At 49.7% G+C, this 25,901-nt stretch carries 26 protein-coding genes; all 26 read left to right on the top strand.

The features are described 5' to 3' along the window. The first annotated feature begins 19 nt into the window (after nt 1-19). Nucleotides 20-274 carry a DUF4321 domain-containing protein gene (locus DWX68_RS06370; protein ID WP_118628851.1) on the top strand — a complete coding sequence of 85 codons (255 nt, stop codon included), beginning with the start codon at nt 20-22 and terminating at the stop codon, nt 272-274. A 67-nt stretch (nt 275-341) separates the two neighbouring features. After that, nucleotides 342-1,088 carry a DNA repair protein RadC gene (gene radC, locus DWX68_RS06365; protein WP_118628850.1) on the top strand — a complete coding sequence of 249 codons (747 nt, stop codon included), beginning with the start codon at nt 342-344 and terminating at the stop codon, nt 1,086-1,088. Further along, entirely contained in the window at nt 1,085-1,939 is an 855-nt protein-coding gene (gene mreC, locus DWX68_RS06360) for a rod shape-determining protein MreC (RefSeq protein ID WP_106999850.1), read from the top strand. Before radC ends, mreC begins: the two co-directional genes overlap by 4 nt. After that, entirely contained in the window at nt 1,920-2,438 is a 519-nt protein-coding gene (gene mreD / locus DWX68_RS06355) for a rod shape-determining protein MreD (RefSeq protein WP_022359512.1), read from the top strand. Before mreC ends, mreD begins: the two co-directional genes overlap by 20 nt. Beyond that, nucleotides 2,431-5,331, top strand: a complete 2,901-nt coding sequence (locus tag DWX68_RS06350; RefSeq protein WP_118628849.1) for a penicillin-binding transpeptidase domain-containing protein — start codon at nt 2,431-2,433, stop codon at nt 5,329-5,331. Before mreD ends, DWX68_RS06350 begins: the two co-directional genes overlap by 8 nt. Nucleotides 5,332-5,345: 14 nt before the next feature. Then, nucleotides 5,346-6,011 (top strand): septum site-determining protein MinC, encoded by a 666-nt coding sequence (locus DWX68_RS06345; protein WP_117795354.1) that lies wholly within the window; start codon nt 5,346-5,348, stop codon nt 6,009-6,011. A gap of 84 nt (nt 6,012-6,095) precedes the next feature. Continuing rightward, nucleotides 6,096-6,887, top strand: a complete 792-nt coding sequence (gene minD / locus DWX68_RS06340) for a septum site-determining protein MinD (protein ID WP_022359515.1) — start codon at nt 6,096-6,098, stop codon at nt 6,885-6,887. A gap of 11 nt (nt 6,888-6,898) precedes the next feature. After that, nucleotides 6,899-7,198, top strand: a complete 300-nt coding sequence (locus DWX68_RS06335; RefSeq protein ID WP_022359516.1) for a cell division topological specificity factor MinE — start codon at nt 6,899-6,901, stop codon at nt 7,196-7,198. A gap of 28 nt (nt 7,199-7,226) precedes the next feature. Further along, nucleotides 7,227-8,303, top strand: a complete 1,077-nt coding sequence (locus DWX68_RS06330; protein ID WP_338126552.1) for an FtsW/RodA/SpoVE family cell cycle protein — start codon at nt 7,227-7,229, stop codon at nt 8,301-8,303. 82 nt (nt 8,304-8,385) lie between these two features. After that, entirely contained in the window at nt 8,386-8,781 is a 396-nt protein-coding gene (locus DWX68_RS06325; protein WP_022359519.1) for a methylglyoxal synthase, read from the top strand. Next, nucleotides 8,778-9,755, top strand: a complete 978-nt coding sequence (locus DWX68_RS06320; RefSeq protein WP_182432147.1) for a serine hydrolase — start codon at nt 8,778-8,780, stop codon at nt 9,753-9,755. Before DWX68_RS06325 ends, DWX68_RS06320 begins: the two co-directional genes overlap by 4 nt. Nucleotides 9,756-9,842: 87 nt before the next feature. Beyond that, on the top strand, nt 9,843-10,262 hold the full coding sequence (locus tag DWX68_RS06315) for a hypothetical protein (RefSeq protein WP_022359521.1): 420 nt from the start codon (nt 9,843-9,845) through the stop codon (nt 10,260-10,262). Between the two features lie 421 nt (nt 10,263-10,683). After that, nucleotides 10,684-11,925 carry a Xaa-Pro peptidase family protein gene (locus tag DWX68_RS06310; protein WP_118628848.1) on the top strand — a complete coding sequence of 414 codons (1,242 nt, stop codon included), beginning with the start codon at nt 10,684-10,686 and terminating at the stop codon, nt 11,923-11,925. A 2-nt stretch (nt 11,926-11,927) separates the two neighbouring features. Beyond that, nucleotides 11,928-12,989: a Xaa-Pro peptidase family protein gene (locus DWX68_RS06305; RefSeq protein ID WP_118628847.1), complete on the top strand. Its 1,062-nt coding sequence runs from the start codon at nt 11,928-11,930 to the stop codon at nt 12,987-12,989. Between the two features lie 24 nt (nt 12,990-13,013). Further along, complete coding sequence (locus DWX68_RS06300) at nt 13,014-14,675, top strand: peptide ABC transporter substrate-binding protein (protein ID WP_118628846.1); 1,662 nt, start codon at nt 13,014-13,016, stop codon at nt 14,673-14,675. Nucleotides 14,676-14,869: 194 nt separating this feature from the next. Beyond that, nucleotides 14,870-15,790 carry an ABC transporter permease gene (locus DWX68_RS06295; RefSeq protein ID WP_117795360.1) on the top strand — a complete coding sequence of 307 codons (921 nt, stop codon included), beginning with the start codon at nt 14,870-14,872 and terminating at the stop codon, nt 15,788-15,790. A gap of 8 nt (nt 15,791-15,798) precedes the next feature. After that, complete coding sequence (locus tag DWX68_RS06290; RefSeq protein ID WP_227589504.1) at nt 15,799-16,809, top strand: ABC transporter permease; 1,011 nt, start codon at nt 15,799-15,801, stop codon at nt 16,807-16,809. Nucleotides 16,810-16,822: 13 nt separating this feature from the next. After that, a complete protein-coding gene (locus tag DWX68_RS06285; RefSeq protein WP_022358656.1) occupies nt 16,823-17,914 on the top strand; it encodes an ABC transporter ATP-binding protein in 1,092 nt (363 codons plus the stop codon). After that, nucleotides 17,898-18,872, top strand: a complete 975-nt coding sequence (locus DWX68_RS06280; RefSeq protein ID WP_118628845.1) for an oligopeptide/dipeptide ABC transporter ATP-binding protein — start codon at nt 17,898-17,900, stop codon at nt 18,870-18,872. The genes DWX68_RS06285 and DWX68_RS06280 overlap by 17 nt, the downstream gene beginning before the upstream one ends. A 332-nt stretch (nt 18,873-19,204) precedes the next feature. Then, nucleotides 19,205-20,386, top strand: coding sequence for a MalY/PatB family protein (locus tag DWX68_RS06275; protein ID WP_118628844.1), 1,182 nt, complete (start codon nt 19,205-19,207; stop codon nt 20,384-20,386). Nucleotides 20,387-20,431: 45 nt separating this feature from the next. Next, nucleotides 20,432-20,995: a cupin domain-containing protein gene (locus DWX68_RS06270; RefSeq protein ID WP_117795366.1), complete on the top strand. Its 564-nt coding sequence runs from the start codon at nt 20,432-20,434 to the stop codon at nt 20,993-20,995. Nucleotides 20,996-21,184: 189 nt separating this feature from the next. Next, a complete protein-coding gene (locus DWX68_RS06265) occupies nt 21,185-22,588 on the top strand; it encodes an HlyD family efflux transporter periplasmic adaptor subunit (protein ID WP_118628843.1) in 1,404 nt (467 codons plus the stop codon). A gap of 41 nt (nt 22,589-22,629) precedes the next feature. After that, nucleotides 22,630-23,328: a YggS family pyridoxal phosphate-dependent enzyme gene (locus tag DWX68_RS06260; protein WP_106999861.1), complete on the top strand. Its 699-nt coding sequence runs from the start codon at nt 22,630-22,632 to the stop codon at nt 23,326-23,328. Between the two features lie 4 nt (nt 23,329-23,332). Beyond that, nucleotides 23,333-23,842: a cell division protein SepF gene (locus tag DWX68_RS06255; RefSeq protein ID WP_118491383.1), complete on the top strand. Its 510-nt coding sequence runs from the start codon at nt 23,333-23,335 to the stop codon at nt 23,840-23,842. A 149-nt stretch (nt 23,843-23,991) separates the two neighbouring features. After that, a complete protein-coding gene (locus DWX68_RS06250) occupies nt 23,992-24,750 on the top strand; it encodes a YlmH/Sll1252 family protein (RefSeq protein ID WP_022358649.1) in 759 nt (252 codons plus the stop codon). Between the two features lie 21 nt (nt 24,751-24,771). Further along, nucleotides 24,772-25,881 (top strand): 3-dehydroquinate synthase, encoded by a 1,110-nt coding sequence (gene aroB, locus DWX68_RS06245; protein ID WP_118628842.1) that lies wholly within the window; start codon nt 24,772-24,774, stop codon nt 25,879-25,881. The last annotated feature ends 20 nt before the right edge of the window (nt 25,882-25,901 follow it).

The following is a 25,901-nucleotide window of genomic DNA, read 5'->3' as shown; positions in this document are numbered from 1 at the left end:
AGGGACGGTATTCGGTATCATGAATCGAGCAAAAAATTTCTGGATTCTTCTGCTGCTCCTGATGACAGGGATTGTGTTAGGTGGATTTATCGGAAATATGGCATCCGGCGTCAAGGGACTGTCGTGGCTGAATTACGGACAATCCTTCGGTCTGATGGACCCGGTTGTTCTTGATTTAGGAATCCTGGTTATCACGTTTGGTCTGTCAATCCGGGTGACGATGGCGAGCATCATCGGCGTTGTCATTGCACTGATCGCATATCGTCTGATTTAATCAAAGAATCCCGCCTGGTGGGAATGGCTTTCTGTATGCAGAGGAGAGGCACGCAGGAGGACAATCAATGAAAAAAGAAACAGAGAAACCAGTAAAAAGTTCTGAACCGGCCGCTGGATGGCGTCTTACCATGAAAGATATCCCTGAAAAAGACCGCCCCTACGAAAAATGTGAGAGGGAGGGAGTTGGGGCACTGACGGACGCCGAGCTTTTAGCGATCCTTATCCGGACCGGAAACCGGCAGGAGTCGGCACTTTCTCTGGCAACCCGGATTCTGGCGCAGGCGCAGCCGCCGGGGATTTTAGGGCTTTTGCATCTGACTCTTCCAGAACTGATGGAGCAGAAAGGAATCGGCAGAGTCAAGGGAATCGAACTTTTGTGTGTGGGAGAACTGTCACAGCGGATCTGGCGCACCTTGACGCTTTCAGAAGCGCCTGCTTTTACGGCGCCGGAGGCGATCGCCGCTTTTTATATGGAGGAAATGCGTCACAAAGAGCAGGAAGAGATGCACCTGATGATCCTCAATACGAAGCAGAAGCTGATTCGGGATATCCTGCTGTTTCGGGGAACCTTCAATCACTCTCCGGCATCTCCGAGGGAGATATTTATCGAGGCGCTGCGCTATCATGCAGCCAGCATCGTTTTAGTACATAATCATCCGAGCGGGGATCCTACCCCCAGTGCGGAGGATCGGCGGACGACCGTCCGGATTCAGGAGGCGGGCGCTATGCTGGGAATCCGGCTTTTGGATCATGTGATTATCGGCGAACAAGCCTATTTTAGTTTCAAAGAACGGGGAATACTATCATTATGAAAAACAGCAAGTATATTCTGGCAGGTATGTCAGCCTTCTGTCTTGTGCTGATTACAGCAACGTCTATCAAATCAAGCTTTCTGATGCCGCTTCGGACGGGTGTCGGTTTTGTTCTGGTACCGCTGCAGTCAGGTGTCAACGCGATCGGCACAGGTCTCTACAATGCGCTTGAAAATTTTTCCTCCCTGCGGGAGGCGCAGGAGGAGAACAAAAATCTCCAGATGCGTCTGGATCAGATGGTGGAAGAGAACAACCGCTTGCAGTCGGAGCTTTACGAGTTAGACCGTCTCAGAGAGCTGTATCAGCTTGATCAGGAATATATGCAGTATAAAAAAATAGCCGCCCGTGTCATTGCAAAGGACTCTGGAAACTGGTTTCAGGTATTCCGGATCGACAAGGGAGCGGACGATGGCATCCAGGAAGATATGAATGTCATGGCAGGCGGCGGACTGGTCGGTATTGTAACCGATGTCGGGGCAAACTATGCAACTGTCCGCGCGATCATCGATGATGACAGCAACGTCAGCGGCATGTCCCTGCGGACCGGCGATACCTGTAATGTATCCGGCAACCTGACGCTTTACCAGGATGGACGGCTGGGACTTGACCATATCAAGAAAGAGGCAGATATCCAGGAGGGCGACAAGATCGTGACCTCCAATATCAGTGATATTTTCCTGCCGGGTATTCTCATCGGTTATGCCTCCGGGCTGACGACCGATGCCAATAACGTAACCAAATCCGGTACAATCATTCCGGTTGCAGATTTTGATAACCTGCAGGAGGTACTGGTAATCACCCAGCTGAAAAATGGGGATGGAGGCGACAATAATGCGGAAGCTGCTGATTAACCTTGTCATGCTGATTCTGGCATTCACGATCCAGATCTGCGTGTTCCCACAGATCGCCTTCTTATCTTCGGCTCCGAACCTGCTGCTGATTGTGGTGTTTGTGTGCAGCTTCATTGAGGGGCGCGAGCGGGGGATGTTCTACGGGCTGGTGGCAGGTCTTTTTATGGATCTGTTTTACAGTGGACCATTTGGCTTTTATACACTGTTTTTCATCAATCTGGGGTATGTCAGTGGAATCTGCAACAAGTATTATTATGAAGACTACATCACGCTGCCGCTGCTTTTGAGCCTGGCAAGTGATTTAATCTATAACCTGTACATCTATGTATTCCGGTTCCTGATACGGAATCGTCTGAATTTTGGGCATTATCTGGTCTCCATCATTATCCCGGAGATCATATTTACCACGGTTACGACGCTTGTCGTATACCGGTTTTTCCTTTTTATCAACCGGAAACTGAAAGAATGGGAACAAAGGAGAGATTCGAACATTGTTTGATGACCTGAAAGAATATCTGCGAGAATGGTTCAAAAAAGTGATTACCTCCCGGCTTTTTGTCCTGGCGGTTGTGTTCTGCCTGATGTCGTCCGCATTGGTGATGCGGTTGTTCAACCTGCAGATCATCAAGGGCGAAGAGTATCAGGATGCATATACAGCGATGACGGAAAAAGTCATAAAGACTGCCAGCACGCGGGGTAATATCTACGATCGGAACGGCAATGTGCTGGCGTACAACGAACTGGCATACGACGTTACCATACAGGATACCGGTGCGTACAAGACGGATGCACAGTGGAACACGATGCTCTACGATCTGGTATCGATCTTGAATAAACACGGTGAGAGCGCACAGACCAGTTTAGAGCTTACGCTCGATCACGATGGAAATGTCGTGTATACCTCCGAGACACAGTCCGGACGCAAGCGATTCCTGCGCGATTATTATGGTCTTAAAAATGTGGATGAGATGGACGATTCAGATGGAAAATACCCGTCCGACATTTCAGCGCCAGATCTGCTGGAGCGGATGAAAAAGGAGTACCACTTGACACTCGGTGACGATAAGAACCGGGACGGGCGCCCGCTTGACAAAGACGGCAATCCGATCGATGTTTCGGATGAGGTGGCGCTGCAGATCGTCGGCATCCGCTACACGATGCGTTTTACCGCGTTCCAGAAGTACGAATCGACAACGATCGCGACGGATATCAGCGATGAGACCGTTGCAGACATTTTAGAGCACGCAGCCGATCTGGTGGGCGTCAATATACAGGAATCGACGATCCGTGTGTACAATGAAAGCCTCTACTTTGCGCCGATCATTGGATATACGGGAAAAGTAACGAGCGAACGTCTGGAGGAGTTAAAGGCGGTCAACGATGACTATGAGTTAAATGATGTAGTAGGCCGTACCGGCATCGAATCCTCGATGGAACTGGAATTAAAGGGTAAGAAAGGTTCCCAGACGGCATATGTAGATAACGTCGGAAGAATCCTAAGCGTGACCGGGGAAGTCGCACCAGTGGCAGGCAACGATATCTGGCTGACCCTCGATCTGAACCTTCAGAAGGGTATTTACCACATTCTGGAGAAGCAGCTGGCGGGCGTCTTGTTAAAGACGATTGTCAACCAGGATGAGAAAGATATCGCTTATATCGATTCTTCCAGTATTAAGATACCGATCAAGAAGGCATACTTCCAGCTGATCAACAACAACGTCCTCTCGATTGACAATTTTGCTTCCGAAGAGGCATCCGATGTGGAACAGCAGATTTATCAGAAGTACGAGAGCTCACGCGTGCGGATTGAACAGGAACTGCGGGGCGAACTGCAGTCTGAAAATGCAACGCCGATGAACGCGCTGTCAGAGGAAATGCAGGCATATATGCAGTATATCTATTCGTATCTTTCTTCCAGCAACAAGGCGATTGTCCAGCGTGATGCGATTGATACGTCCAGTGACATGTATCAGGCGTGGAAGAACGGTACGATCAGTCTGCGGGAATACTTATATTATGGAATTGCCAACAACTGGATCGATACGACGAAGCTGGACATCCAGAGCCGGTATTCGAATGCGGACGATGTCTTCACGGCACTGCTGGACGACTGTTTCCGCGATCTGGAACAGGATCCGGCATTCGAGAAACTGATTTATCAGTATTTAATCAATAACAATGTTGTGACTGGGCGCGAGCTCTGTATGGCGCTCTATTCCCAGAATGTGCTTGCATACGATGAGAATGAGGTCAACCTGCTGCGTGTCAGCGGGGAAGAATATGCGTACCAGTTCCTGATGAATAAGATCCGCAATATTGAGATCACACCGGCGCAGCTGGCACTTGACCCGTGTACGGCGAGCTGTGTCGTGACGAGCGCGAAGACTGGCGAGGTGCTGGCACTGGTATCTTATCCAAGCTATGACAACAACCGGATTTCGGACAGCACCTATTTTGCCCAGCTAAATGCCGATCAGTCGCTGCCGCTGCGAAACAATGCGACGCAGACACTGAAAGCACCAGGCTCCACCTTTAAGCCGATCACGGCGATTGCAGGTCTGGAAGAGGGGGCAATCACGCTTTCTGATATGATTAACTGTACCGGTATTTATGAGGAAGTCAGCAATCCGATCCGATGCTGGAAATATCCGGGCTTCCACGGACCGTTAAATGTCGTGGGAGGCATCGAAAATTCCTGTAACTATTTCTTCTCGGAGGTGGCGCACCGCCTGTCCACAGAGGCAGATGGAAGCTACAAACCGGAGAAAGGTCTGGAGACGCTGAAAAAATACGCGACCATGTTCGGTTTGGACCGGACTTCGGGCATTGAAATCTCGGAGGCGACGCCGTCTATCAGTGATACCGATCCGGAGCGTTCCAGTATGGGACAGGGTACGCACCAGTTTGCGAGCGTGCAGCTTGCCCGCTATGTGACGGCGCTTGCCAACCGCGGCACGGTCTATGATCTGAGCTTGATTGATAAGGAGACGGATTCCCAGGGTAATCTGGTCAAGGATTATTCGCCGGCTGTGGCGTCAACCCTTGATTTCCAGACAAGCACCTGGGATGCAGTCCAACAAGGTATGCGCCAGGTAGTTACCAACAGTTCGACCAAGCGTGTGTTTGATGGTCTGGACGTACACGTGGCCGGTAAGACCGGTACGGCGCAGGAGTCCCAGAAACGGGGCAACCACGCGTTCTTTATTTCGTTTGCACCGTATGAGAATCCGGAAATTTCGGTGACGGTCAGTATCCCGAATGGATATTCTTCTTCGAATGCGGCGATGGTGGCAAAACACGTATACCGTTACTTCTATGGCTATGCGAGTCTGGATGATATCCTGAATTCAGGAGCATTGGATGCGTCCAATGAACGAATCAATGGAGATTAAGAGGTGATGGAACTATGAAAAGTTCCGTAGTAATAAAGGGATGTAAGTCCGGTATGACGGTAATTCTGAATCCGGACACCCCCTTTGAACAGTTACTGGAGGATGTAGGGAAAAAGTTTAAAGAAAGTGAAAAATTCTGGGGATCCGCCCAGATGACGCTGACCCTGGAGGGGAGAGAACTGACCCCAATCGAGGAACTGCAGGTGACGGATGCGATTACCGCCAATTCCCAGATAGAGATTCTCTGTCTGCTGGATACTGACGCTAACCGCATCGCCCGCTGTGAAAAGGCGCTGACCGAGCGGCTGATGGAGCTGACTGCCCGGACGGGACAATTCTATAAGGGTAATTTATCCCGGGGCGATCTGCTGGAATCCGATGCGAGCATCGTGATCATCGGGGATGTGGAGCGCGGCGCGCGTGTCAGCGCACGGGGCAATATCGTCGTCCTCGGCACGCTGGCGGGTTCCGCCCATGCTGGGGCGGCGGGAAGTGAGGACGCGGTGATCACCGCGCTGGAGATGTCGCCGATGCACCTTCGGATTGCTGATCTGACAGCCAAAACGCGCAGCCAGGGTAAAAAGATGGGGCGCGGACCGATGATTGCATCGGTATCCGGTGGAAACATTGACGTAGAATCGGTCAAAAAAAGTTTTTTAGATTATTTTCATTTTATTTAGCGTATTTAATGGATTTAAGACTGGAATTATTCTACTTTTTAGAGTAGAATAAAATGGTAAAACAGAATACAGGAGGATGTTCCTATGAGCGAAGTTATCGTTATTACTTCCGGAAAAGGAGGCGTCGGCAAAACGACAACCTCAGCGAACGTCGGCACCGGGCTTGCCATGCTTGGCAAACGGGTGGTTCTCATCGACACCGATATCGGTCTGAGAAACCTGGATGTCGTCATGGGACTGGAAAACCGGATTATCTACAATCTGGTCGATGTGATCGAGGGAAACTGCCGGATGAAGCAGGCGCTGATTCGAGACAAAAGATATCCTGACCTGTTCTTATTACCTTCCGCCCAGACGCGGGACAAGTCGTCCGTGAGTCCGGGGCAGATGATAAAATTAGTAGAAGACTTAAGAGAAGAGTTTGATTACATACTGCTTGACTGTCCCGCCGGGATTGAGCAGGGCTTTCGCAATGCGATCGCCGGGGCGGACCGGGCGCTGATTGTCACGACACCGGAGGTATCCGCGATAAGGGATGCTGACCGGATCATCGGACTTTTAGAAGCATCCGGGGTCGGGCGTATGGACCTGATCATCAACCGGATCCGGAGCGATATGGTGCGCCGGGGCGATATGATGTCGGTGGATGATGTGATGGATATTCTGTCTGTCCCTGTGATTGGCACAGTCCCGGACGATGAGGATATCGTTATATCCACGAATCAGGGCGAACCGCTGGTCGGCATGAATGGATATGCCGGGCAGGCATATTTAAACATATGCAAACGAATACTTGGAGAATCGGTACCATTTATACAGCTTGATGCGTCTCCGGGCTTCTGGTCCCGGATATCCGGCTTCCTCAAACGTGCATAGGAGGGGACGCTATGATTCTGATTGCAGAACTGTTTACGAAAAAGAATTCCGGCGAGATAGCCAGAAAGCGTTTAAAACACCTTCTGACTGCCGATCGGGCGGGCTGTTCGCCGGAACTTCTGGATCTGATTCGCGCAGATTTCCTGAGGAGCGTGTCACGTTATCTGGAGATTGATCCGGGGGATGTGACACTCCGGATTCTGAGGACATCCTCAGAACAGCCGGCGGAGGTATTCCCGGCGGTCTGTGCGTCGGTGCCGGTTCTTACTTTAAGGAGCCATTTACAGCATGATATTCGATTACCAATTTAGAAATTACAACTTTCGAGCCCTCATTTATATGATTCTGCTGAGTGTTCTCGGCATTTTGGTTGTCGGGAGCGCCAGCAATCAGGACCGTTCCTCTGTGATAAAACAGATTATCGGAGTGGTTGTATCCCTGATTATCTGTCTGGTTCTGTCTTTGATTGATTACCATCAGTATTTCCGATTTACCACGCTTATTTATGTGGTCTGTGCCGGAATGCTGGCGGCAGTTCTTTTGTTTGGACGTACCACCAAGGGCGCGACCCGCTGGCTGCGGATCGGCGGGATTCAGATCCAGCCGTCCGAGTTTGTAAAGATCGGTCTGATCCTCATCCTGGCGAATTTTCTTTCCAGAAACCGGGAGAAAATCAATGAGCCAAAGACGTTGGGGATGACGGCGCTTATCTGTGCCCTTCCGGTCGGCATGGTATATTTACAGCCGAACCTTTCCACCACCATCGTCATCTGCTTCATGATTCTGTGCATGATTTATGTAGCCGGTATCAGTTACAAATGGATTGCCGGTGCGGTGGCGGTCGGGGTACCTGGATTTGCGGCGCTTATCTATCTGTCGCTGCAGGGATTCATCCCGTTTCTCCAGAAATACCAGGCACAGCGTATCATGGGAAAGATTTTTCACAGCAGCAGTGAATTTACGGATCTGAACCGTCAGCAGGATAACTCCATGATGGCGATCGGCTCCGGGCAGCTGCGCGGCAAGGGGCTTTTTAACAACACATTAAGCTCCGTCAAGAATGGAAATTTCCTCTCGGAGGAACAGACAGACTTTATCTTCGCTGTTATCGGAGAGGAACTTGGGTTTGTCGGCGGCGTGGCGGTCATTGCCCTCTATGCGCTGCTGGTGTATGAGTGCCTCTGGATTGCGGCGCGCGCAAAGGACACAGCTGGACGTCTGATTGCATCGGGCATGGCGGCGCTTCTGGCGTTCCAGAGTTTTGCCAACATTGCGGTAGCCACGGGAATCTTCCCGAACACGGGTCTTCCGCTTCCTTTCATAAGCTCCGGACTTAGTTCGCTGCTCAGTATGTTTATCGGAATGGGAGTTGTTCTCAATGTTGGATTGCAACGAAATAACGTAACCGTTCAGTAAGTACATGCATGGACTGTGAAGCTGCATGGAAATTGAATTTTATGGTTATGAAAAATAGGAATCATTAAGGAGGCAGGTATAGATGTATATCGGGTTAATCGCACATGATGCGAAGAAAAAACTGATGCAGAACTTCTGTATCGCATATCGCGGCATCCTGAGCAAGCATGAACTCTATGCGACAGGAACGACAGGCCGCCTGATTGAGGAGGTTACGAATCTGACCCTCCATAAATATCTGCCGGGTCATCTGGGAGGTTCCCAGCAGCTCGGCGCACAGATCGAACACAATCAGATCGATCTGCTGATTTTCCTGCGCGATCCGTTGGCGCCGAAGCCGCATGAGCCAGATGTTAATGATGTTGTACGCCTCTGTGATATTCACAATATCCCGATGGCGACAAACCTGGCGACGGCAGAGCTTCTCGTCAAGGCGCTTGACCGCGGCGATATGGAATGGCGGGAGATGTACAAATGAGAAAACAGACAATCGGACTTGCGGGCGCACTGATGCTTTGCGGTATCGGCATGCTGACCGGCTGTGGTGCCCGCGGTCTGGAACAGGCATATTCATTTCAAGAACGGGAAGCGCAGATGACGCCAGCGGCAGGTGCCGGGCTGGCGCCCTTTTTTGCCTCTTCTCTCTGCGTACCGGAATCTGCAGACGGCGATATTGCTCCAGATGATGCGGTGACGGCGCAGGCGGGCGCATTGTTTGATGTGACCGACTCCAGCGTTATATATGGTAAGAACATCTATGACCAGATGTACCCGGCGAGCATCACGAAGGTAATGACGGCGATCATCGCGATCGAGGAAGGCAATCTTTCCGATGCGGTGACGGCAAATGACGATGTCGTGATCCACGAGGCAGGCGCTTCGATGGCAGGCATCAAGCCGGGCGATACCTTTACGCTGGAGCAGCTTTTATACGGACTGATGATTCCGTCCGGCAACGATGCAGCCAATGCGATTGCGGATCATATCGCCGGAAGCACGGATGCGTTTGTGGAGAAGATGAATGCGAAAGCGAAGGAACTCGGTGCGACCCACACGCATTTTGTCAATGCAAATGGTCTGCACAGCACCGACCACTATACAACGGCATATGATCTCTATCTGATTTTCAACGAGGCGCTTAAACTGCCGCTGTTTTGTGAGATCATCAACGCGCAGTCTTATACAGCTGATTATACCGATGCAAATGGAGCCGCAAAACAGCAGGTCTGGAAGGTTGGCAACTGGTATCTGAAGGGAGACCGCGAGGCACCGGAGGGAGTGACTGTCTTAGGCGGCAAAACCGGCACCACACAGGCGGCTGGCTACTGCCTGATCATGGCGAGCGATGGGGACGATGGCAAGGAATATATATCGGTTGTGCTAAAATCTGCAAATCGTCCGTCACTTTATGACAATATGACGGAAATTTTGACTAAAATTTCAAATAAGTGATTGCAATATTTATAAATTTATACTATAATTATTTATACAATAAAAGATTTTACATACAACTTAAATAAACTCAAGGAGGAGATTGTTATGGTTCAGATCATCGCAGGAGCAAAGGGAAAAGGAAAAACTAAATATTTACTCGATATGGCGAACACGGCTGTCAAAGAAGCCAAGGGTTCCGTTGTCTATCTGGATAAGAGTTCCAAACATATGTATGAGTTGAATAACCAGATTCGCCTTATCAATGTACAGGAATATCCGATTGATACCAGCGATGGATTTATCGGATTTATTTGTGGTATTATCTGCCAGGATCATGATCTGGAGCAGATGTATCTTGACAGCTTCCTGAAACTTGCCTGCCTCGAGGGAGCGGATATTGAAGAGACCTACAAGACGCTGGAGACCATCAGTGAGAAATATCATGTAAAATTTGTTTTAAGCATATCCATGAATGCAGCCGATCTTCCAGAGTGCGCGAAAGAAAGTGTTGTAGTATCTTTATAAGAGATTCAAAATGAACGAAACCGCAGCTGTCAGCGCAGGGCGGAGACAGGAGACTGTCCGATTCATCTGAAAAAGGAGAATTGGATGGTCTCTTTTTGTGCATAGGAAATTTCACCCTATGGCACAAAAAACGCTCTATGGGATGTACGCTCGCGCGAAGAAGCTTCTTTTACAATTACCACCTTTGGGAAAAAATAGACAAGCTTTTGCATTTTTTCAAAATTGTAAGTATTTCCTATCATGTATATGAAACTTTTTGTATTGGATAAAAAATCACAAAATATACTGAAAAATAATTGTAAAAATTTGATTTATACGGTATAATGACACATGTCGGAAGACAAAAGATTCCGATGAATCTATTTGTGAGACAGATGCAAAAGTATGCGGAAATCATTTAAAAGACAGGAAGGAAAATACTATGAATGCAGAATTTTACCAGGGGAACCGACAGCGGCTGTATGACAGCCTTCCGGATCACACCCTGCTTCTCCTGTTTTCCGGTTCTTCCATCCGAAAAACAGCCGATGAAAATTATCCGTTTTATGCCGATCGGAGTTTTCTCTATCTGACCGGCATCGGACAGGAACACACAGTCCTGATGGCAGAGAAGGACGGAGAAGAGGTACAGGAAACACTTTACATACTTCCGCCGGATATGCTGGCCGAGCGGTGGACCGGGAAACGGTTCACACCGGAGGAGGCTAAGGCGCGATCCGGAGCCGCGCAGATTGCATCGAGCGGCGAGTGGGAAAACCGCCTGAAACTTCTGATGCGGAGCGGACGGTTTGAGCGGATTGCGATGGATCTGTACCGGCACGATCCGGAGGATGCAGATACCGAGAGCATCCGGATGGCACGGAGACTTAGAAAGTGGTACCCGGCAGCCATACTCACGGATATTTCCCGTCAGATACGCCGCCAGCGCACCATCAAGCAGCCATGTGAGATCGAGGCGATGCGGGAGGCGGTCAAGATTACGAGGGACGGCATTCTGGCGATGATGAAGGCATCGAAGCCGGGAATGTACGAATACCAGTATAAAGCCGAATTTGACTACGCACTGGCGCAGCACGGATGCCTGGCACCGGCATTTCCGAGTATCATTTCCGCGGGAGCCAATAATTTCTGTATTCACTACTATGAGTACACAGGGCAGGCGAAGGACGGCGATATGATTCTCAACGACGTAGGCGCCCAGTACGACCATCTCTTCAATGATGTATCGCGCGGCTGGCCGTGCAACGGAAAGTTTTCCGAACGGCAGCGACTTCTTTACACATGTGCATACCGGACCTCGCAGCACATGTTCTCCATCATCCGGCCGGGAATGAAGATGGCAGATGTGGACCGGCTGGCGAGGGAATACAATTTCGAACAGCTCAAAGCGATCGGCTTATGTGACCGGTATGAGGACGTCGGCAGATATATCTGGCACGGCGGCGCCCACCATGTTGGCTGGGACACACACGATCTGGTTGATGTGGATATTGTAGAGCCGGGTATGGTTTTCTGCGTGGATATCGGCATCTACTGCGAGGAATGGGGCATCGGCTTCCGCCTCGAAGATAACTGCCTGGTAACGGAGGATAGCTGTGAGAATCTGACAGCATCCATCCCCAGAACGATAGAGGAAATAGAATCAGTGATGGGAGGAGAGTAAGAATGGAACAGTTACTTGCGTATATGCAGAAAGAGCACCTGGATGGCATGTTCATCAGCCGTCCGGTCAATGTAAAGTATGTCAGCCATTATACCGGCGAAGATTCCTGGCTTTTTATCACGGAGCAGGAAAAATTCTTTCTGACAGATCCGCGCTACACCGAGCAGGTTTCCTATGAATGCCCGGATTACACGATTTTGAACTGGAGAGACACCTACGGCTCCATCGGAAAGGCACTTGCCTACGCGGCGGAAAAGGTTGGGGCAAAGACGATCGGCTTTGAAGCAGCCCACCTGACCGTTGAACAGTACCAGAACCTCCAGTCGGAGGTAAAAGCAGAGCTGGTACCGGCGGACGGCATCATCGAGGAGTTTCGCTCCATCAAGAAGCCGGAAGAGATTGAGTGCCTGCGTATCTCCTGTGACATTGCTTCAAGGGCATATGAGAAGATTCAGAAGGATATCCGGGTCGGCATTACCGAGAAAGAGCTGGCGGCGCGTTTAAGCCTTTATATGGTTCTGGAGGGCGCGGATACACAGCCATATGGCAATATCCTCATCTCCGGTGCGAGAACATCCCTGCTTCATGGAATCCCGTCCCAGAAAGCGATTGAGTACGGCGATCTGGTCCTGATGGATTATGGATGCCAGTATCACGGTTATTTATCTGATATGACGCGTACTCTGGTAGTCGGACGCGCAACGCCGAAGCAGAAGGAAGTATACAGGATTGAGCAGCAGATGGTCGCTGCGGTGGAAGGATTCTTAAAAGATGGGGTTTCGGCATCGGATGCATATTATGAATCCACGAAGATCATCGAGGGGACCGAGTATTTTCCGTATCACTACACAGGAATCGGACACGGCGTCGGCATGTTTGTCCATGAGATTCCATTTATGAGCCCTGTTTCCAAAAATATCGTGCATGCCAATAACGTCATGACCGTGGAACCGGGTATCTACATTCCGGGATGGGGCGGCATCCGCATCGAGGATCAGCTTCTCATCACGGAGACAGGCAATGAAAATCTGATCAGCGCCACCAAGGAGCTGATTGAGCTTTAATAAAAGAGGACAAGGAGGAATATTATGAGAAAAAACAAACTACTTGCACTGGGATTAGCTGCACTGATGGCAGCGAGTGTAGCGGGCTGTTCCACTCCGAGCGCTTCGGTGGATGATACGAAGGCAACTGAATCGGGAAGTGACAGTTCCCAGAGCGCAGCAGCGGGCGAAAAGATTTTCCGTTATTCCAACACGGCGGATATCGCGACGATTGACCCTGATAAGACAAACTCCGTAGCAGACGCGACCGTCTCCTATCATATCTATGATGGTCTGTACCGCAATGTACAGGGCGAGCTTCAGCCGGCAACCGCTGAGAGCTATGAAGTCAGCGATGATGGTCTCGTTTATACTTTCAAACTCCGTCAGGATACAAAGTGGAGTGATGGACAGACTGTTACGGCTAAGGATTATGAGTACGGTATGAAGCGTCTCTGCGATCCGGCAGCAGCCTGCCCTGCCAGCTATCTGGGTGCTGTTTTAAAGAACGGTGCCAAGGTCAGTGAGGGTGAACTTCCGGTGGATGAACTGGGAGTCAAGGCACTGGATGACTTTACCCTGGAGATTACGCTTGAGAATCCGGCTGATTACTTTGTCAGCATGACAAGCATGAGTGCATTCATGCCGGTACGTGAAGACCTGGTTGAGAAATATGGCAATGAGTTCGGCGGAAGTGCCGATAAACAGGTTTACAATGGACCGTTCGTTGTAAGTGAATACAGTAACGGCAAGGTAGAACTGACGAAGAATCCAGATTACTATGACAATGAAAAGATCAGTCTGGACGGCGTTGAGATTCTGACTGTAGCCGATCAGACTACCGCTGTTTCGATGTTCGATGCAGGCGAGCTGGATCTGGCAGAGGTTCCAACCGAGCTGGCAGCGCAGTATGAGGGCAAGACACAGTCCTACTACAACGGCGCAGACGATTATGCGGCACTGAATCACCGGAATAAATATCTGGCAAACAAGAACCTGCGTCTGGCGATGAACTACGCAGTCAACCGTGAAGAATACATTCTTCTGACCCACAATGGCTTATATCAGGCTAACCAGAGATATGTGCTTCCGCAGGTTCGCGGCGTGGACGGCGAGTACGGCACCGAGTATCCGTTAGAGGCATTCCCACTTCAGGGTGATATGGATAAGGCAAAAGAGTATCTGGATACGGCATTATCTGAATTAGGTCTTTCCAGTGCTTCTGATATTTCCCTGAAACTGGTTGTATCCGATTCTGACACAGCGAAGAAAGAGGCAGAGGTTGTTGCAAACCAGTGGAAGAACAACCTGGGTATCAACGTAGATATCAACATGGTTCCGTACGCAACGAAAAACGCACTCCTGGTTCCGGACAGTGATGAGTACGATATCATCATGAGCGGCTGGGCACCGGATTACTCTGACCCGTACAGCTACCTGGAGCTCTGGTACAGCACCTCCGGCTACAACTACTTAAATTACCACAGTGATGAATACGATAAGTACATCGACGCTTCCAAGACAGCTTCCGGTAAAGAGCGTATGGACAATCTGTTCAATGCAGAGAAGACACTCCTGGAAGACGGCGCACTGGTAGCGCTTCAGTTAAGAGAGGTTCCGTATATGGTATCTGACCGTGTACAGAATCTGGGCGCATACTTTGTTGGACTGAACTATGACTATATGTATGTGGACATCACAAACTAATCCATCATCTATCCAAAACATATTGAAAAACCTTAGAAGATGATTGAAGCACCTGCGCTTCAGGATCCGGCAAAGCGGCTGGATTTCTGAAGCGCAGTACATATCCGGTGGCTGCCTGGCGGATGAATGAGCCGTAACCGGCGGCCGGAACAACCGGATTTGGGATGTTCCCGTAGTTAAAGGAGCGTGAACCTATGAAAAAATATATACTGAAGCGGGTGGGAATATCCATTGTGACTGTGTTTGTTCTCGTATCCGTTGTATTTTTCCTGGCAAGGCTGATGCCGGGCGGACCGTTCAATGATCCGAAAATGTCAGCAACCGCAAAGGCCAATTTAAGTGCCTACTACGGATTCGATAAACCTTTACTCCAGCAGTATCTGACATATCTGAATAATCTGATTCATGGAAATTTCGGTTTTTCTACCAAATATCCGAGCCGTACCGTCAATGACCTGTTAGCAGGCGCATTTCCGTATTCGGCAGACCTTGGTATCCGCGCATTATGTTTTGCGATTTCCTTTGGTCTTGTATTTGGTATTATTTCTGCATTAAACCGTGGCAATAAAATTGATTTAATCTTTGTGATTGTAGCTGTATTTGGTACAAGTGTCCCGGACTTTATCATGGGCGCGCTGCTGCAGCATTTCTTTGCAGTCAAATGGGGTCTGTTCCCGATCGCGCAGTACAAGGGCTTCGCCTACACGATCCTGCCGTCGATCGGACTGGGATTCTACACGATGGCGTCCGTCTCGCGTATCATGCGTGCGAGTATGCTGGAGGTAGTCCAGCAGGATTATATCAAGACAGCGCGCTCGAAGGGCATTTCCAAGTTCCGTGTGACCTGGAAGCATCAGATCCGGAACGCGATCATGCCGGTTGTCACAATCCTTGGTCCGACGGTAGCAGCCGTTCTGACCGGTACATTCGTTATCGAGTCCCTGTTTGCTATCCCCGGCATGGGTAAATATTATGTTGAGAGTGTGCAGAACAACGATTACTCCCTGATCCTTGGCATGACGGCGTTTTACGGCACATTCCTGGTATTCTGCAACATGGTAGTTGATATTCTGTATGGCGTGATCGATCCGAGAGTGCGGATCGGTGGAAAGTAGGTGGCAGTATGGGTGAGATGAAAATGAAAGATGGAAATGTGCTGCCTTCTGAGAATTCCGGCGCAGCAGCGGGTACATCCGAAAACTTGACGGACGGACGCACGATTACCCGCGACAAGTTTGAGATGGTAGGTAAAAACATTGAAAAAATGGAATCGATCTCCCGACCAAGCCTGACATTCTGGCAGGAGGCGTGGAGACGAATCCGGACAAATAAGGCGGCATATTTCAGTCTGATTCTATTGATTGCATACGGACTGTTAGCGATCTTTGCACCGATGTTCAGCCACTACGGATTTGACCAGCAGGATGCCTACTCGATGAGCAAGGGGATTTCAGCAGCTCATTGGCTGGGAACCGACTCTCTGGGGCGTGACCTCTGGGTACGTGTTTGGATGGGCGCGCGTGTTTCTTTGACGATCGGTCTTCTGGCAGCCCTTTTAAATACTGTAATTGGTACAGTGCTGGGCGGTTTCTGCGGCTATTATGGCGGCAAGTTTGATATGATCGTCATGCGTATCATCGATGTTATTTATGGTATTCCATCCCTGATCGTCTGTATTTTGGTTATGGTAGTATTAGGTTCCGGCGTTAAGAGCTTAATCATTGCAATGGTTATTGTTGGATGGACGGGAACCTGCCGTTTTACCAGAGGCGAAGTATACCGCTTGAAAGAGCAGGATTTCGTACTGGCAGCCCGCGTCATGGGCGAGTCGGCGTTCACCATCATCGTGCGTGAGATCATCCCGAATATAATGGGTCTTCTGATCACAAACCTGACAATGGCAATCCCGAGCGCCATCTTCCAGGAGGCGTTCTTGAGTTATATCGGTCTCGGCATTTCCCCGCCGCAGGCAAGCTGGGGTGTTCTTGCGAAAGAGGGAACCCGTATGATGACGGCAGCGCCGCATATGCTGTATGTGCCGGCATTCTTTATCTGTACAACTGTACTGGCGCTCAACCAGCTCGGAAATGGTCTGCGGGATGCATTTGACCCGAGACTGAGAGGAACGGAATAGGAGGTAGGAGACAATGGCTAAAAATATATTGGAAATCAAAAATCTGACCTTTTCGTTCCATACATACGGCGGCGTGGTAAAATCCGTCCGGGATGTTAGTTTTAATGTACGCGAAGGCGAGATTCTTGGAATTGTAGGCGAGAGCGGATGTGGCAAGAGTGTTACCTCCCAGTGCATTTTAAAGCTCAATCCGGAGCCGCCGGGATTTTTTGAGGGCGGTTCGATCAAATATAAAGGCGAGGAGATCATCACCAAGACAGACCGCGAGATGCGGAAAATCCGCGGTGTGGAGATTGGATTTATCTTTCAGGATCCGATGACCTCGTTAAACCCGACCATGACGGTTGGAAAACAGATCGAGGAGGTCTTTGTCGGACGGAAGGGGATGACCCGGGCAGAAGTCAGGGAACGGGCGCTGGAGATCCTGCGTCTGGTCGGTATTAATGAGCCGGAGCGCCGTTATAAACAGTATCCGCATGAGCTGTCCGGCGGTATGAAGCAGCGTGTCATGATCGCGATCGCGCTGGTCGGCAAGCCGAGCATCATCATCGCGGATGAGCCGACGACCTCGCTGGACGTAACGATCGAGGCACAGATCCTGGATCTTCTGAAGGAACTGCGCGATAAGATGAACACCTCGATTATCCTGATTACCCACGATCTCGGAGTTATCGCCAAGATGTGCGACCGCGTGCTTGTTATGTATGGCGGAAAGGTGGCTGAAAAAGGAACGGTTGATGAGATCTTCTATGAGACGGCACATCCGTACACGGCAGGTCTCATCAAATCAATCGCTACGCTGGATACCTCCAAGAATCAGAAGCTGGTGCCGATCGATGGAACTCCGCCGGATCTGTTTGCACCGCCGAAAGGATGCCCGTTTGCAGCGCGCTGTGAGTTTGCGATGAAGGTCTGTTATGAAGAACAGCCGGAATTTCACAGGCTTTCAGACGAACATACCTGTGCGTGCTGGCTGCAGCATGAGTATGCGCCGAAGGTGGATATCATGAAAGGGCTGACTGAGGCGCAGAAACAGGAAGAAGAGGAAAATGTTGCGGCTCTGCCGGAAGAGAAACGGAGGGGACACCATGGCAAAACGAATTGATAGGAGCACACCCCTGTTCCAGGTCACGGATCTCTGCCAGTATTTCAACGTCGGCAGGGGAAAAGTGCTGAAAGCAGTTGATCACGTGCATTTTACGATTTATAAAGGGGAAACGTTGGGGCTGGTAGGTGAGAGCGGATGCGGCAAGTCCACGACGGGACGGTGCCTGGTAAAGCTGTATGAGCCGGCAGCAGGCACGATTACCTATAAAGGAAAAGATATTTTTAAATACACCCGTGAAGAGGAAAAAGTATTCCGCAAGAATGTGCAGATGATCTTCCAGAATCCACATTCTTCCCTGAACCCGCGTATGACGGTCAAGGATATCATCGGTTCCGGCATGAAACTGCATGGACTGGCGACGGACAAGGATGTGGATCAGAAGGTAGAGGCGATCCTGAAGCGCGTCGGTCTGAACCGCGACCATATGTCCCGTTTCCCGCATGAGTTCTCCGGCGGTCAGAAACAGAGAATTGGTATTGCCAGGGCATTAGCGGTCGAACCGGAGTTTGTGATCTGCGACGAGCCAATCTCCGCACTGGATGTTTCAATCCAGGCGCAGGTTTTAAATATGTTAAAGGAACTGCAGGAAGAAATGGGACTGACCTATCTCTTCATCGCACATGACTTGAGCGTCGTCAAATACATTTCCGACCGTGTTATCGTTATGTATCTGGGAACGATGGTTGAATTTGCCGATTCCGAAGAGCTGTATGCACATCCGCTGCATCCGTACACGCAGGTGCTTCTGTCCTCGATTCCGGTTGCGGATCCGAGGCTGGTGCGTGAGAAGAAGCGTATCATGGTTAAGGGCGAGATTCCAAGCCCGATCAACCCGAAGGACTGCTGCCGTTTTGCCGAGAGATGTCCGTATGCGACGGAGGAGTGCAGGGCGAAGCTGCCGGAACTCCGGGAAGTGACGCCGGGGCATTTTGTGGCTTGTCATATGGTAAAGTAAATTAAATAGATTCGTGAAGGCGTCGAAGCTGACGGGGACAGGACAGCCTGGCTTCTCAGACTTATCATTGTTCGCTTGCTTTCGCTACAGATGCTCGCCTGATGCGGACTTACATCTGCCTCATTCGGACATCTGTGCTCAAAATGCGTACAATTTGATAAGCTGAAAGCCAGACCGCCCTGTCCTCGTCAGCTTCTTAGTTTTTTGGCTAATTGAGGGAGTAATTGTAGACATTGATCGCCGACTGGTGTAAAATATTAGTTAGAATTTTTTTAAAATTATGGCTGAATTTGTAAAATTTTAACGATATATAACAGAAAGGTGGATTTTCTATGCAGTACGATTTTGATACACCGATCGATCGGACCCATACTTGGTCGATCAAGCATGATTTTAAGAAAGAAAATGGGAAAGCAGATGATATTCTGCCGCTCTGGGTGGCGGATATGGATTTTCGATCGCCGGACAGCGTGGTTGAAGCGCTGAAAAAGGCAGTAGATCACGGGATTTTCGGTTACAGCCGGGCAGATGAGTCGTACTTTGATGCGGTGGCAGCGTGGTATCAGAAACGCCATCATCTGACTCTGCAGCCGGAGTGTATGACCTGCACGCCAGGTATCGTGTTTGCACTCTCGATCGCAGTGCGGGCTTTTACCCAGGAGGGCGATGCGGTGTTGATCCAGCCGCCGGTCTACCATCCATTCAGCCGGGCGATCCTCCGCAATAAGCGGACGCTGGTGGAGAATCCGCTGGTTTTAAAAGATGGACATTATGAGATGGATCTGGAAGAGTTGGAGCAGAAGGTGCTGGATGAGCATGTCAAACTGATGATTTTATGCAATCCGCACAATCCGGTTGGCCGTGTCTGGACGAGGGAAGAGCTGACCGCACTGGCTGACATCTGCCTGCGCCACCATGTATACGTGATCAGCGACGAGATCCATGGCGATTTTGTATGGCAGGGGCATGAGCAGACTCCGTATGCGTCGATTTCAGAGGAAGCATGCCTTCATTCGATGATGTGTACAGCGCCGAGCAAGACCTTCAATCTGGCTGGCATGGCGACATCAAACCTCTTTATCCCGGATCCGGAGATGCGGCGTAAATTCCGGTCGGAGCTGCTGGATGTTGGTCAGGAAAATATGAACCGTCTGGGATTGTTCGCCTGCCGTGCAGCGTATGAAGGCGGCGGGGAATGGCTGGATCAGCTTATCGGCTATCTGGCTGGCAATCTGGCACTGGTGCGCGATTTCTGTAAAAACCGTGTGCCGCAGATTCAACTGGTAGAACCGGAGGGAACGTATCTGGCATGGCTGGATTGCCGTGAACTGGGGATGACGGATGATGAATTGATGGCATTCTTCTCGAATGAAGCGAAGGTATGGCTGGATCCGGGCACGCATTCGGGTGAACAGGGATCTGGATTTATGCGCTTTAATCTGGGCAGTTCGCGCAGTGTGATTGCACAGGCGCTCGATCAGATCGAGGCGGCATGGAAAAAACGGAACGCATAATGAAAAATAGCAGAACCGTAAAAATAAAACGTTCGGAGGGATTGCATGGAATTTGAAGAAGTGGAGAATATTGGACAGCGGATCAAGGAGATTCGCAAGAGTAAATCTATCACGATCCAGAAGCTGTCCCAGTTTACCGATCTGTCAGTGGGATATCTGAGCAATCTGGAGCGGAACCAGGCAAGCCCGACGCTGAACAATCTGCAGCGCATCTGCGTGGCGCTTGGTATTTCGATCCGGGATCTGCTCAGTCCTTCCGGCGAGGAGAGAACCCTGATCCGCCAGGAGGAGCAGCAGTTATATGAATATGATGAGTACAAGCTTCAAATCCGCCGTCTGGATTTTGGAAAGAAACGCGGTATTTATGAGTTTTCAACCTATGATCCAGAGACAAAAGATACACCGCCGTCCTGGGGGCTGCATCCATACGCGGAGGTCGGAGTCATTCTGGAAGGCAAGATGGAGGTCAATCTGGATGGAACGGTTTATCTCTTAGGACCGGGCGATTCGATCTATATCAAGCCGAATCTCTATCACACGATGCGGAATGCGGGCGATACTCCCTGCCGCTCCTTCTGGCATCTGCAGATTATGGATGATTCTGTATAATTGACGGGATGAATTGATCTTGAAATTTGGACAATTCACTCGTATAATAAAGGCTGTACGTTGGGCTATACAGAATATTGCAAAAGTCCATGGCCGTAGACAAATTTGCGTGGATTTTTGTCTGGTAACTGTGAAACTGCAGAAACAGCTGCCAGGGAAGTACATCGGGAAAAGGGAGGATAGAGCTGCATGGCCAAAAACAAGAAAATTGTACGCTACAGAAAGCCATTGAATATCAATGTAGGCATGATCATTTTTGCCATGATTTTCGTCTATCTTTCTTTCAGTGTCTATACATATCTCAGGCGGGATCACGTCCAGTTTTATGAGGTCGTCGAGGGAAGTATTGTAAATAATAAAGAATACAACGGAATCCTGTTTCGGGATGAGACAGTGGAAAATGCACCGCAGACCGGGTACGTCAACTATTATGTGCGCGAGGGAAAGCGGGCAGGCGCTGGATCGCGCGTCTATTCGCTAGATGAGACCGGCGAGCTGGGGAAATTTTTGGAAGAAAATCAGTCCTCTGGGATGTCCCTGTCAGCAGAAAATCTGGCTGATTTGAAGAAACAACTCAGTTCGTTCTGTTTATCCTACAACGATCAGCGCTTTGAAAGCGTTTACGACGCCAAATATTCTTTGCAGGCTTCGGTTGCAGAGTATATGAATTTCAATGCGCTGGGCGATATGGATGCACAGCTTCAGGCACAGGGTATCAATTACAAACAGATATCGGCGCCTCAGCCGGGTATTATTTCCTATGTGACCGATTCTTTTGAGGGGGTCGCGCCGGAGGAGGTGACGGCGGATTCGTTTGACCGGAGTCAATATACGCGGCAGGTGGGACGAGCTGGGGAACTGATCGAGGCGGGCACGCCGGTGTACAAGATCATCACATCGGAGAACTGGAGTATCGTGTTTCAGATGGATGACAAGGATAAAGAGCAGTTTGCCGATCAAGATACACTGACGATCGAGCCGTTGGGAAGTGATATGAAATTCCGGGGAAATTATTCGATGTTTACCGGTTCCGATGGCAATCTGTATGGACGCCTGGATCTGGACCGTTACATGATCCAGTTTGAATCCGAGCGTTTTATGAACTTCGAGATCTCCAGCGAGGAAACGCAGGGACTTAAAATTCCGGTATCATCGGTGATGGAGAAGGAATTTTATACCATTCCAGTTGATTATATGACAACGGGCGGCAACGCTACTGAAGATGAGGCTGGCTTCAATAAAGAAGTTTACGGCGAAGGCGGAAAGGCGTCGATTGAATTTGTCACGCCGGAGATTTACAGCTCGACTGATGAGTATTATTATGTCGAGAAGAGCGACGATGGGCTGTTAAAGAGCGGCGATTATCTGGTGAAGCCGGATTCAAACGAGCGCTTCCAGGTAGGACCGACGGCAAAGCTGACAGGTGCTTACAATATTAATAAGGGATACGCGGTGTTCAAGCAGGTGAAAGAACTTGCAAATAGCGGTGAATATTACATTGTAGAAAAAGGAACCAAATATGGATTATCGGTTTATGACCATATCGTGTTGGATGCCAGTACCGTATCGGATGGCCAGATCGTATATCAGTAATGATATTTCCAAAATATAGAGATAAGGAAGGTGTATCACATATGGTTCAGGAACAGTTAGAAGAAGTACGTCAGAATATACGGAACGCCTGCGAGCGGAGCGGACGGAAGGTGGAGGATGTCACGCTGATCGCGGTCAGTAAGACAAAGCCGGTGCCGATGCTTCAAGAAGCATATGATGCCGGCGCCAGAGATTTCGGCGAAAACAAAGTGCAGGAGATTCTGGAGAAGGAACCGCAGCTGCCGTCTGATATCCGCTGGCATATGATTGGACATTTACAGAAAAATAAAGTCCGTCAGGTAATTGACAAGGCAGTTCTGATTCACTCCGTCGATACGGTGGGACTGGCAGAGCAGATCGAAAAAGAAGCGGTCAAACGTGATCTGGACGTTTCTATTCTTCTGGAGGTCAATGTCGCCGGAGAAGAGTCCAAATTTGGTTTTGCCCCGGAAGAAGTCGAGGAAGCGGCACGCGAAATTGCAAAGTACCCGCATGTCCACATACAGGGACTTATGACGATTGCACCATTTGTAGAGAATTCAGAAGAAAATCGTGGTGTTTTTAAAAAATTATATGAATTATATGTTGACATGAAACGGAAAAACATTGATAATGTTACTATGAATGTCCTTTCGATGGGAATGACCGGAGACTATCAGACAGCGATTGAAGAAGGTGCAACTATGGTAAGAGTCGGTACGGGCATTTTTGGAACCAGGGCAAAGATAGGAGAGAAATAGGGTTATGAGTATTCTGAACAAATTAATGGATACAATGCGTCTCACAGAGAATGATGACGATTACTTCGATGAGGAAGATTACGAAGAAGAAAAACCGGTGATTAAGAAGCGTTCTTTCGGCAAGAGGGACGAAGAGATGGATGATTACCGCCACGAGGAGGAATCTAAGCCGCGTTTTCTGCCACGTTCCTCTAACAGCAAGGTAGTGCAGATGCGCCGCAGCATGGAAGTATCTCTGATCAAACCTACTTCCATGGAGGATACGAGAGAGATTTGCGATTACCTGCTGGCTGGAAAAGCTGTTGTTTTAAATATGGAAGGAATCCACATGGAGGTTGCACAGCGTATCATTGATTTCACCTGTGGCGCGACCTATTCGATGGATGGAAATCTCCAGAAGATTTCCAATTACATTTTTATTGCGACACCGTCATCGGTTGAGCTGTCCGGCGACTTTCCCGAACTCTTAGCAGACGGTTCCGTGAATGTTTCCGGGATGAATCTCCACTTCTGATACTGATATACTCCCAGGTTCGCTATATATCTGAACCTGGGAGTATTTATTATACAATCGGAAATTTGTGTGATTTCTGATTGTATACAGGCTTTCTGGGCAGGAGCACACTTTATATAAGCACTTTCGAACAGGAGTAGAAACACGCGATGCTGCAGGAAAAAGAAGAACAGCTTTTAAAAAAGAGAATGATAGAACTGGCCGGACTCTGTTATCAGCGCGATATACAGACAAGTACCGGCTTTTTGTCGTTAAATGAACAGACGATCTTTCACTCGATCGAGAAGACGCTGCCGCCGGTGCGGACTTGCCTGACGGGTGGCTTTGAGGGCGCAGAGCGCAAACTTCTTTGTTTTCTGGCTTCGTATGATGATGAGGAGTTTGGACTTCCGATTGCCGTGTTGGAGGTCATTCCGGCAAACCTGCGTTACAGTGAGGCGCTGACGCACCGGGATTATCTTGGGGCGCTCATGAACCTGGGGATTGAGCGCAGCTGCATCGGGGATATTCTGATGAAGGAAAATGGCTGCTGCGTCTTCTGCCAGGAAAAGATGGCGGATTATCTCTGCCAGGAACTCACGATGGTGCGCCACACCTCCGTGATCTGCCGCAGGGCGGACGCGACGGAGCCGATCACACCGAAGATGGAGCGCGTGAGTGGAAGCGTTGCATCACCGCGTCTTGACAGTGTGATCGCGATGGTATTTTCATCCTCCCGCACGAAGATACTGCCGCTCATTGAGGGTGAAAAGGTATTTATTGACGGGAAACAGGTGACTTCCCCGGCGGTGCAGCTTAAAGAGGGCGAGATTGTATCTGTGCGCGGCATGGGAAAATTCCGCTTTGCCGGGAGCGGGGGATTGTCGAAAAAGGGACGTCTGTATGTTTATGCGGATAAATATGTGTAAAAAAGAAAGGACTGAAAACAAATGACAGCTGTAAAGAATGAGAAAATGAATCGCGTAACCGTTCACCTGGACGAGAAGCCGATCTATGATATTGTGATGACCGAAGATTTTTCGGCACTTCCGGGTGAAATCGAAAAACTCTCCATTTCAAACCGCCGTCTCTGCATCGTGACGGATTCGAACGTAGAAAAATTATATCTGAATGAGGTAAAAGAACTTCTGGCGCCGTGCTGCAAGACGGTAATTTCGTTCGTATTTCCGGCGGGCGAGGAGCACAAAAACCTCGACACCGTCCGGGATTTATATGAAACCCTGATTTTGAACCATTTTGACCGCAACGATATGCTGGCAGCACTCGGCGGCGGAGTTGTGGGCGATCTCTGCGGATTCGCGGCGGCGACCTATCTGCGCGGCATTGCCTTCATGCAGATTCCGACGACGCTTCTTTCCCAGGTGGACAGCAGCATTGGCGGCAAGACGGGCGTTGATTTTGACGCGTACAAAAATATGGTTGGCGCGTTTCATATGCCGAAGCTGGTATTTACCAATATCAATACGCTTCAGACGCTTCCGGACAACCAGTTTTCCGCCGGTATGGGCGAGGTTATCAAACATGGTCTGATCAAGGATGCGGCATATTATGAGTGGCTGCTTGAAAATGCGGCAGATATCTGGGCGAGAAAGCCGGAGGCACTCCGCAAGACAGTGACCTGGAGCAATGAGATCAAGCGTGCTGTGGTAGAGAAGGATCCGACCGAAAAAGGCGACCGTATGCTTTTAAACTTTGGTCATACGCTGGGACACGCGATCGAGAAGCTGAAAAACTTTGAACTTCTGCACGGTGAATGCGTGGCACTCGGCGCGCTGGCAGTGATGAAACTGTCGGAAAACCGCGGCATGATCAAACCGGAGGAAACAAACCGCTTCAAAGAAGCACTGGGAGAATTCCATATCGGTACGCAGGTATCCGGGCTTGAAAAAGATGCGATTGTGGCAGCGTCCAAGAACGACAAGAAGATGGATTCCGGCATCATCAAATTTATTCTTATTCATTCCATCGGCGATGCCTACGTGGATCGCACGGTAACCGAGGACGAGATGAAACAGGCACTCGATCAGGTGCTGGTATAATAGCAGGAAAGGAATCAGGT

The sequence above is a fragment of the Clostridium sp. AF20-7 genome (genome assembly GCF_003479275.1).
Classification (GTDB): Bacteria; Bacillota; Clostridia; order Lachnospirales; family Lachnospiraceae; genus Otoolea; species Otoolea fessa.
This window is presented reverse-complemented; position numbering and strand designations above follow the sequence as displayed.

What these genes read in the sequence shown, in the direction of transcription:
- DWX68_RS06370 (WP_118628851.1), top strand. Translation starts at nt 20, where the DNA reads ATGAATCGAGCAAAAAATTTCTGGATTCTTCTGCTGCTCCTGATGACA.
- radC (WP_118628850.1), top strand. Translation starts at nt 342, where the DNA reads ATGAAAAAAGAAACAGAGAAACCAGTAAAAAGTTCTGAACCGGCCGCT.
- mreC (WP_106999850.1), top strand. Translation starts at nt 1,085, where the DNA reads ATGAAAAACAGCAAGTATATTCTGGCAGGTATGTCAGCCTTCTGTCTT.
- mreD (WP_022359512.1), top strand. Translation starts at nt 1,920, where the DNA reads ATGCGGAAGCTGCTGATTAACCTTGTCATGCTGATTCTGGCATTCACG.
- DWX68_RS06345 (WP_117795354.1), top strand. Translation starts at nt 5,346, where the DNA reads ATGAAAAGTTCCGTAGTAATAAAGGGATGTAAGTCCGGTATGACGGTA.
- minD (WP_022359515.1), top strand. Translation starts at nt 6,096, where the DNA reads ATGAGCGAAGTTATCGTTATTACTTCCGGAAAAGGAGGCGTCGGCAAA.
- DWX68_RS06335 (WP_022359516.1), top strand. Translation starts at nt 6,899, where the DNA reads ATGATTCTGATTGCAGAACTGTTTACGAAAAAGAATTCCGGCGAGATA.
- DWX68_RS06330 (WP_338126552.1), top strand. Translation starts at nt 7,227, where the DNA reads ATGATTCTGCTGAGTGTTCTCGGCATTTTGGTTGTCGGGAGCGCCAGC.
- DWX68_RS06325 (WP_022359519.1), top strand. Translation starts at nt 8,386, where the DNA reads ATGTATATCGGGTTAATCGCACATGATGCGAAGAAAAAACTGATGCAG.
- DWX68_RS06320 (WP_182432147.1), top strand. Translation starts at nt 8,778, where the DNA reads ATGAGAAAACAGACAATCGGACTTGCGGGCGCACTGATGCTTTGCGGT.
- DWX68_RS06315 (WP_022359521.1), top strand. Translation starts at nt 9,843, where the DNA reads ATGGTTCAGATCATCGCAGGAGCAAAGGGAAAAGGAAAAACTAAATAT.
- DWX68_RS06310 (WP_118628848.1), top strand. Translation starts at nt 10,684, where the DNA reads ATGAATGCAGAATTTTACCAGGGGAACCGACAGCGGCTGTATGACAGC.
- DWX68_RS06305 (WP_118628847.1), top strand. Translation starts at nt 11,928, where the DNA reads ATGGAACAGTTACTTGCGTATATGCAGAAAGAGCACCTGGATGGCATG.
- DWX68_RS06300 (WP_118628846.1), top strand. Translation starts at nt 13,014, where the DNA reads ATGAGAAAAAACAAACTACTTGCACTGGGATTAGCTGCACTGATGGCA.
- DWX68_RS06295 (WP_117795360.1), top strand. Translation starts at nt 14,870, where the DNA reads ATGAAAAAATATATACTGAAGCGGGTGGGAATATCCATTGTGACTGTG.
- DWX68_RS06290 (WP_227589504.1), top strand. Translation starts at nt 15,799, where the DNA reads ATGGGTGAGATGAAAATGAAAGATGGAAATGTGCTGCCTTCTGAGAAT.
- DWX68_RS06285 (WP_022358656.1), top strand. Translation starts at nt 16,823, where the DNA reads ATGGCTAAAAATATATTGGAAATCAAAAATCTGACCTTTTCGTTCCAT.
- DWX68_RS06280 (WP_118628845.1), top strand. Translation starts at nt 17,898, where the DNA reads ATGGCAAAACGAATTGATAGGAGCACACCCCTGTTCCAGGTCACGGAT.
- DWX68_RS06275 (WP_118628844.1), top strand. Translation starts at nt 19,205, where the DNA reads ATGCAGTACGATTTTGATACACCGATCGATCGGACCCATACTTGGTCG.
- DWX68_RS06270 (WP_117795366.1), top strand. Translation starts at nt 20,432, where the DNA reads ATGGAATTTGAAGAAGTGGAGAATATTGGACAGCGGATCAAGGAGATT.
- DWX68_RS06265 (WP_118628843.1), top strand. Translation starts at nt 21,185, where the DNA reads ATGGCCAAAAACAAGAAAATTGTACGCTACAGAAAGCCATTGAATATC.
- DWX68_RS06260 (WP_106999861.1), top strand. Translation starts at nt 22,630, where the DNA reads ATGGTTCAGGAACAGTTAGAAGAAGTACGTCAGAATATACGGAACGCC.
- DWX68_RS06255 (WP_118491383.1), top strand. Translation starts at nt 23,333, where the DNA reads ATGAGTATTCTGAACAAATTAATGGATACAATGCGTCTCACAGAGAAT.
- DWX68_RS06250 (WP_022358649.1), top strand. Translation starts at nt 23,992, where the DNA reads ATGCTGCAGGAAAAAGAAGAACAGCTTTTAAAAAAGAGAATGATAGAA.
- aroB (WP_118628842.1), top strand. Translation starts at nt 24,772, where the DNA reads ATGACAGCTGTAAAGAATGAGAAAATGAATCGCGTAACCGTTCACCTG.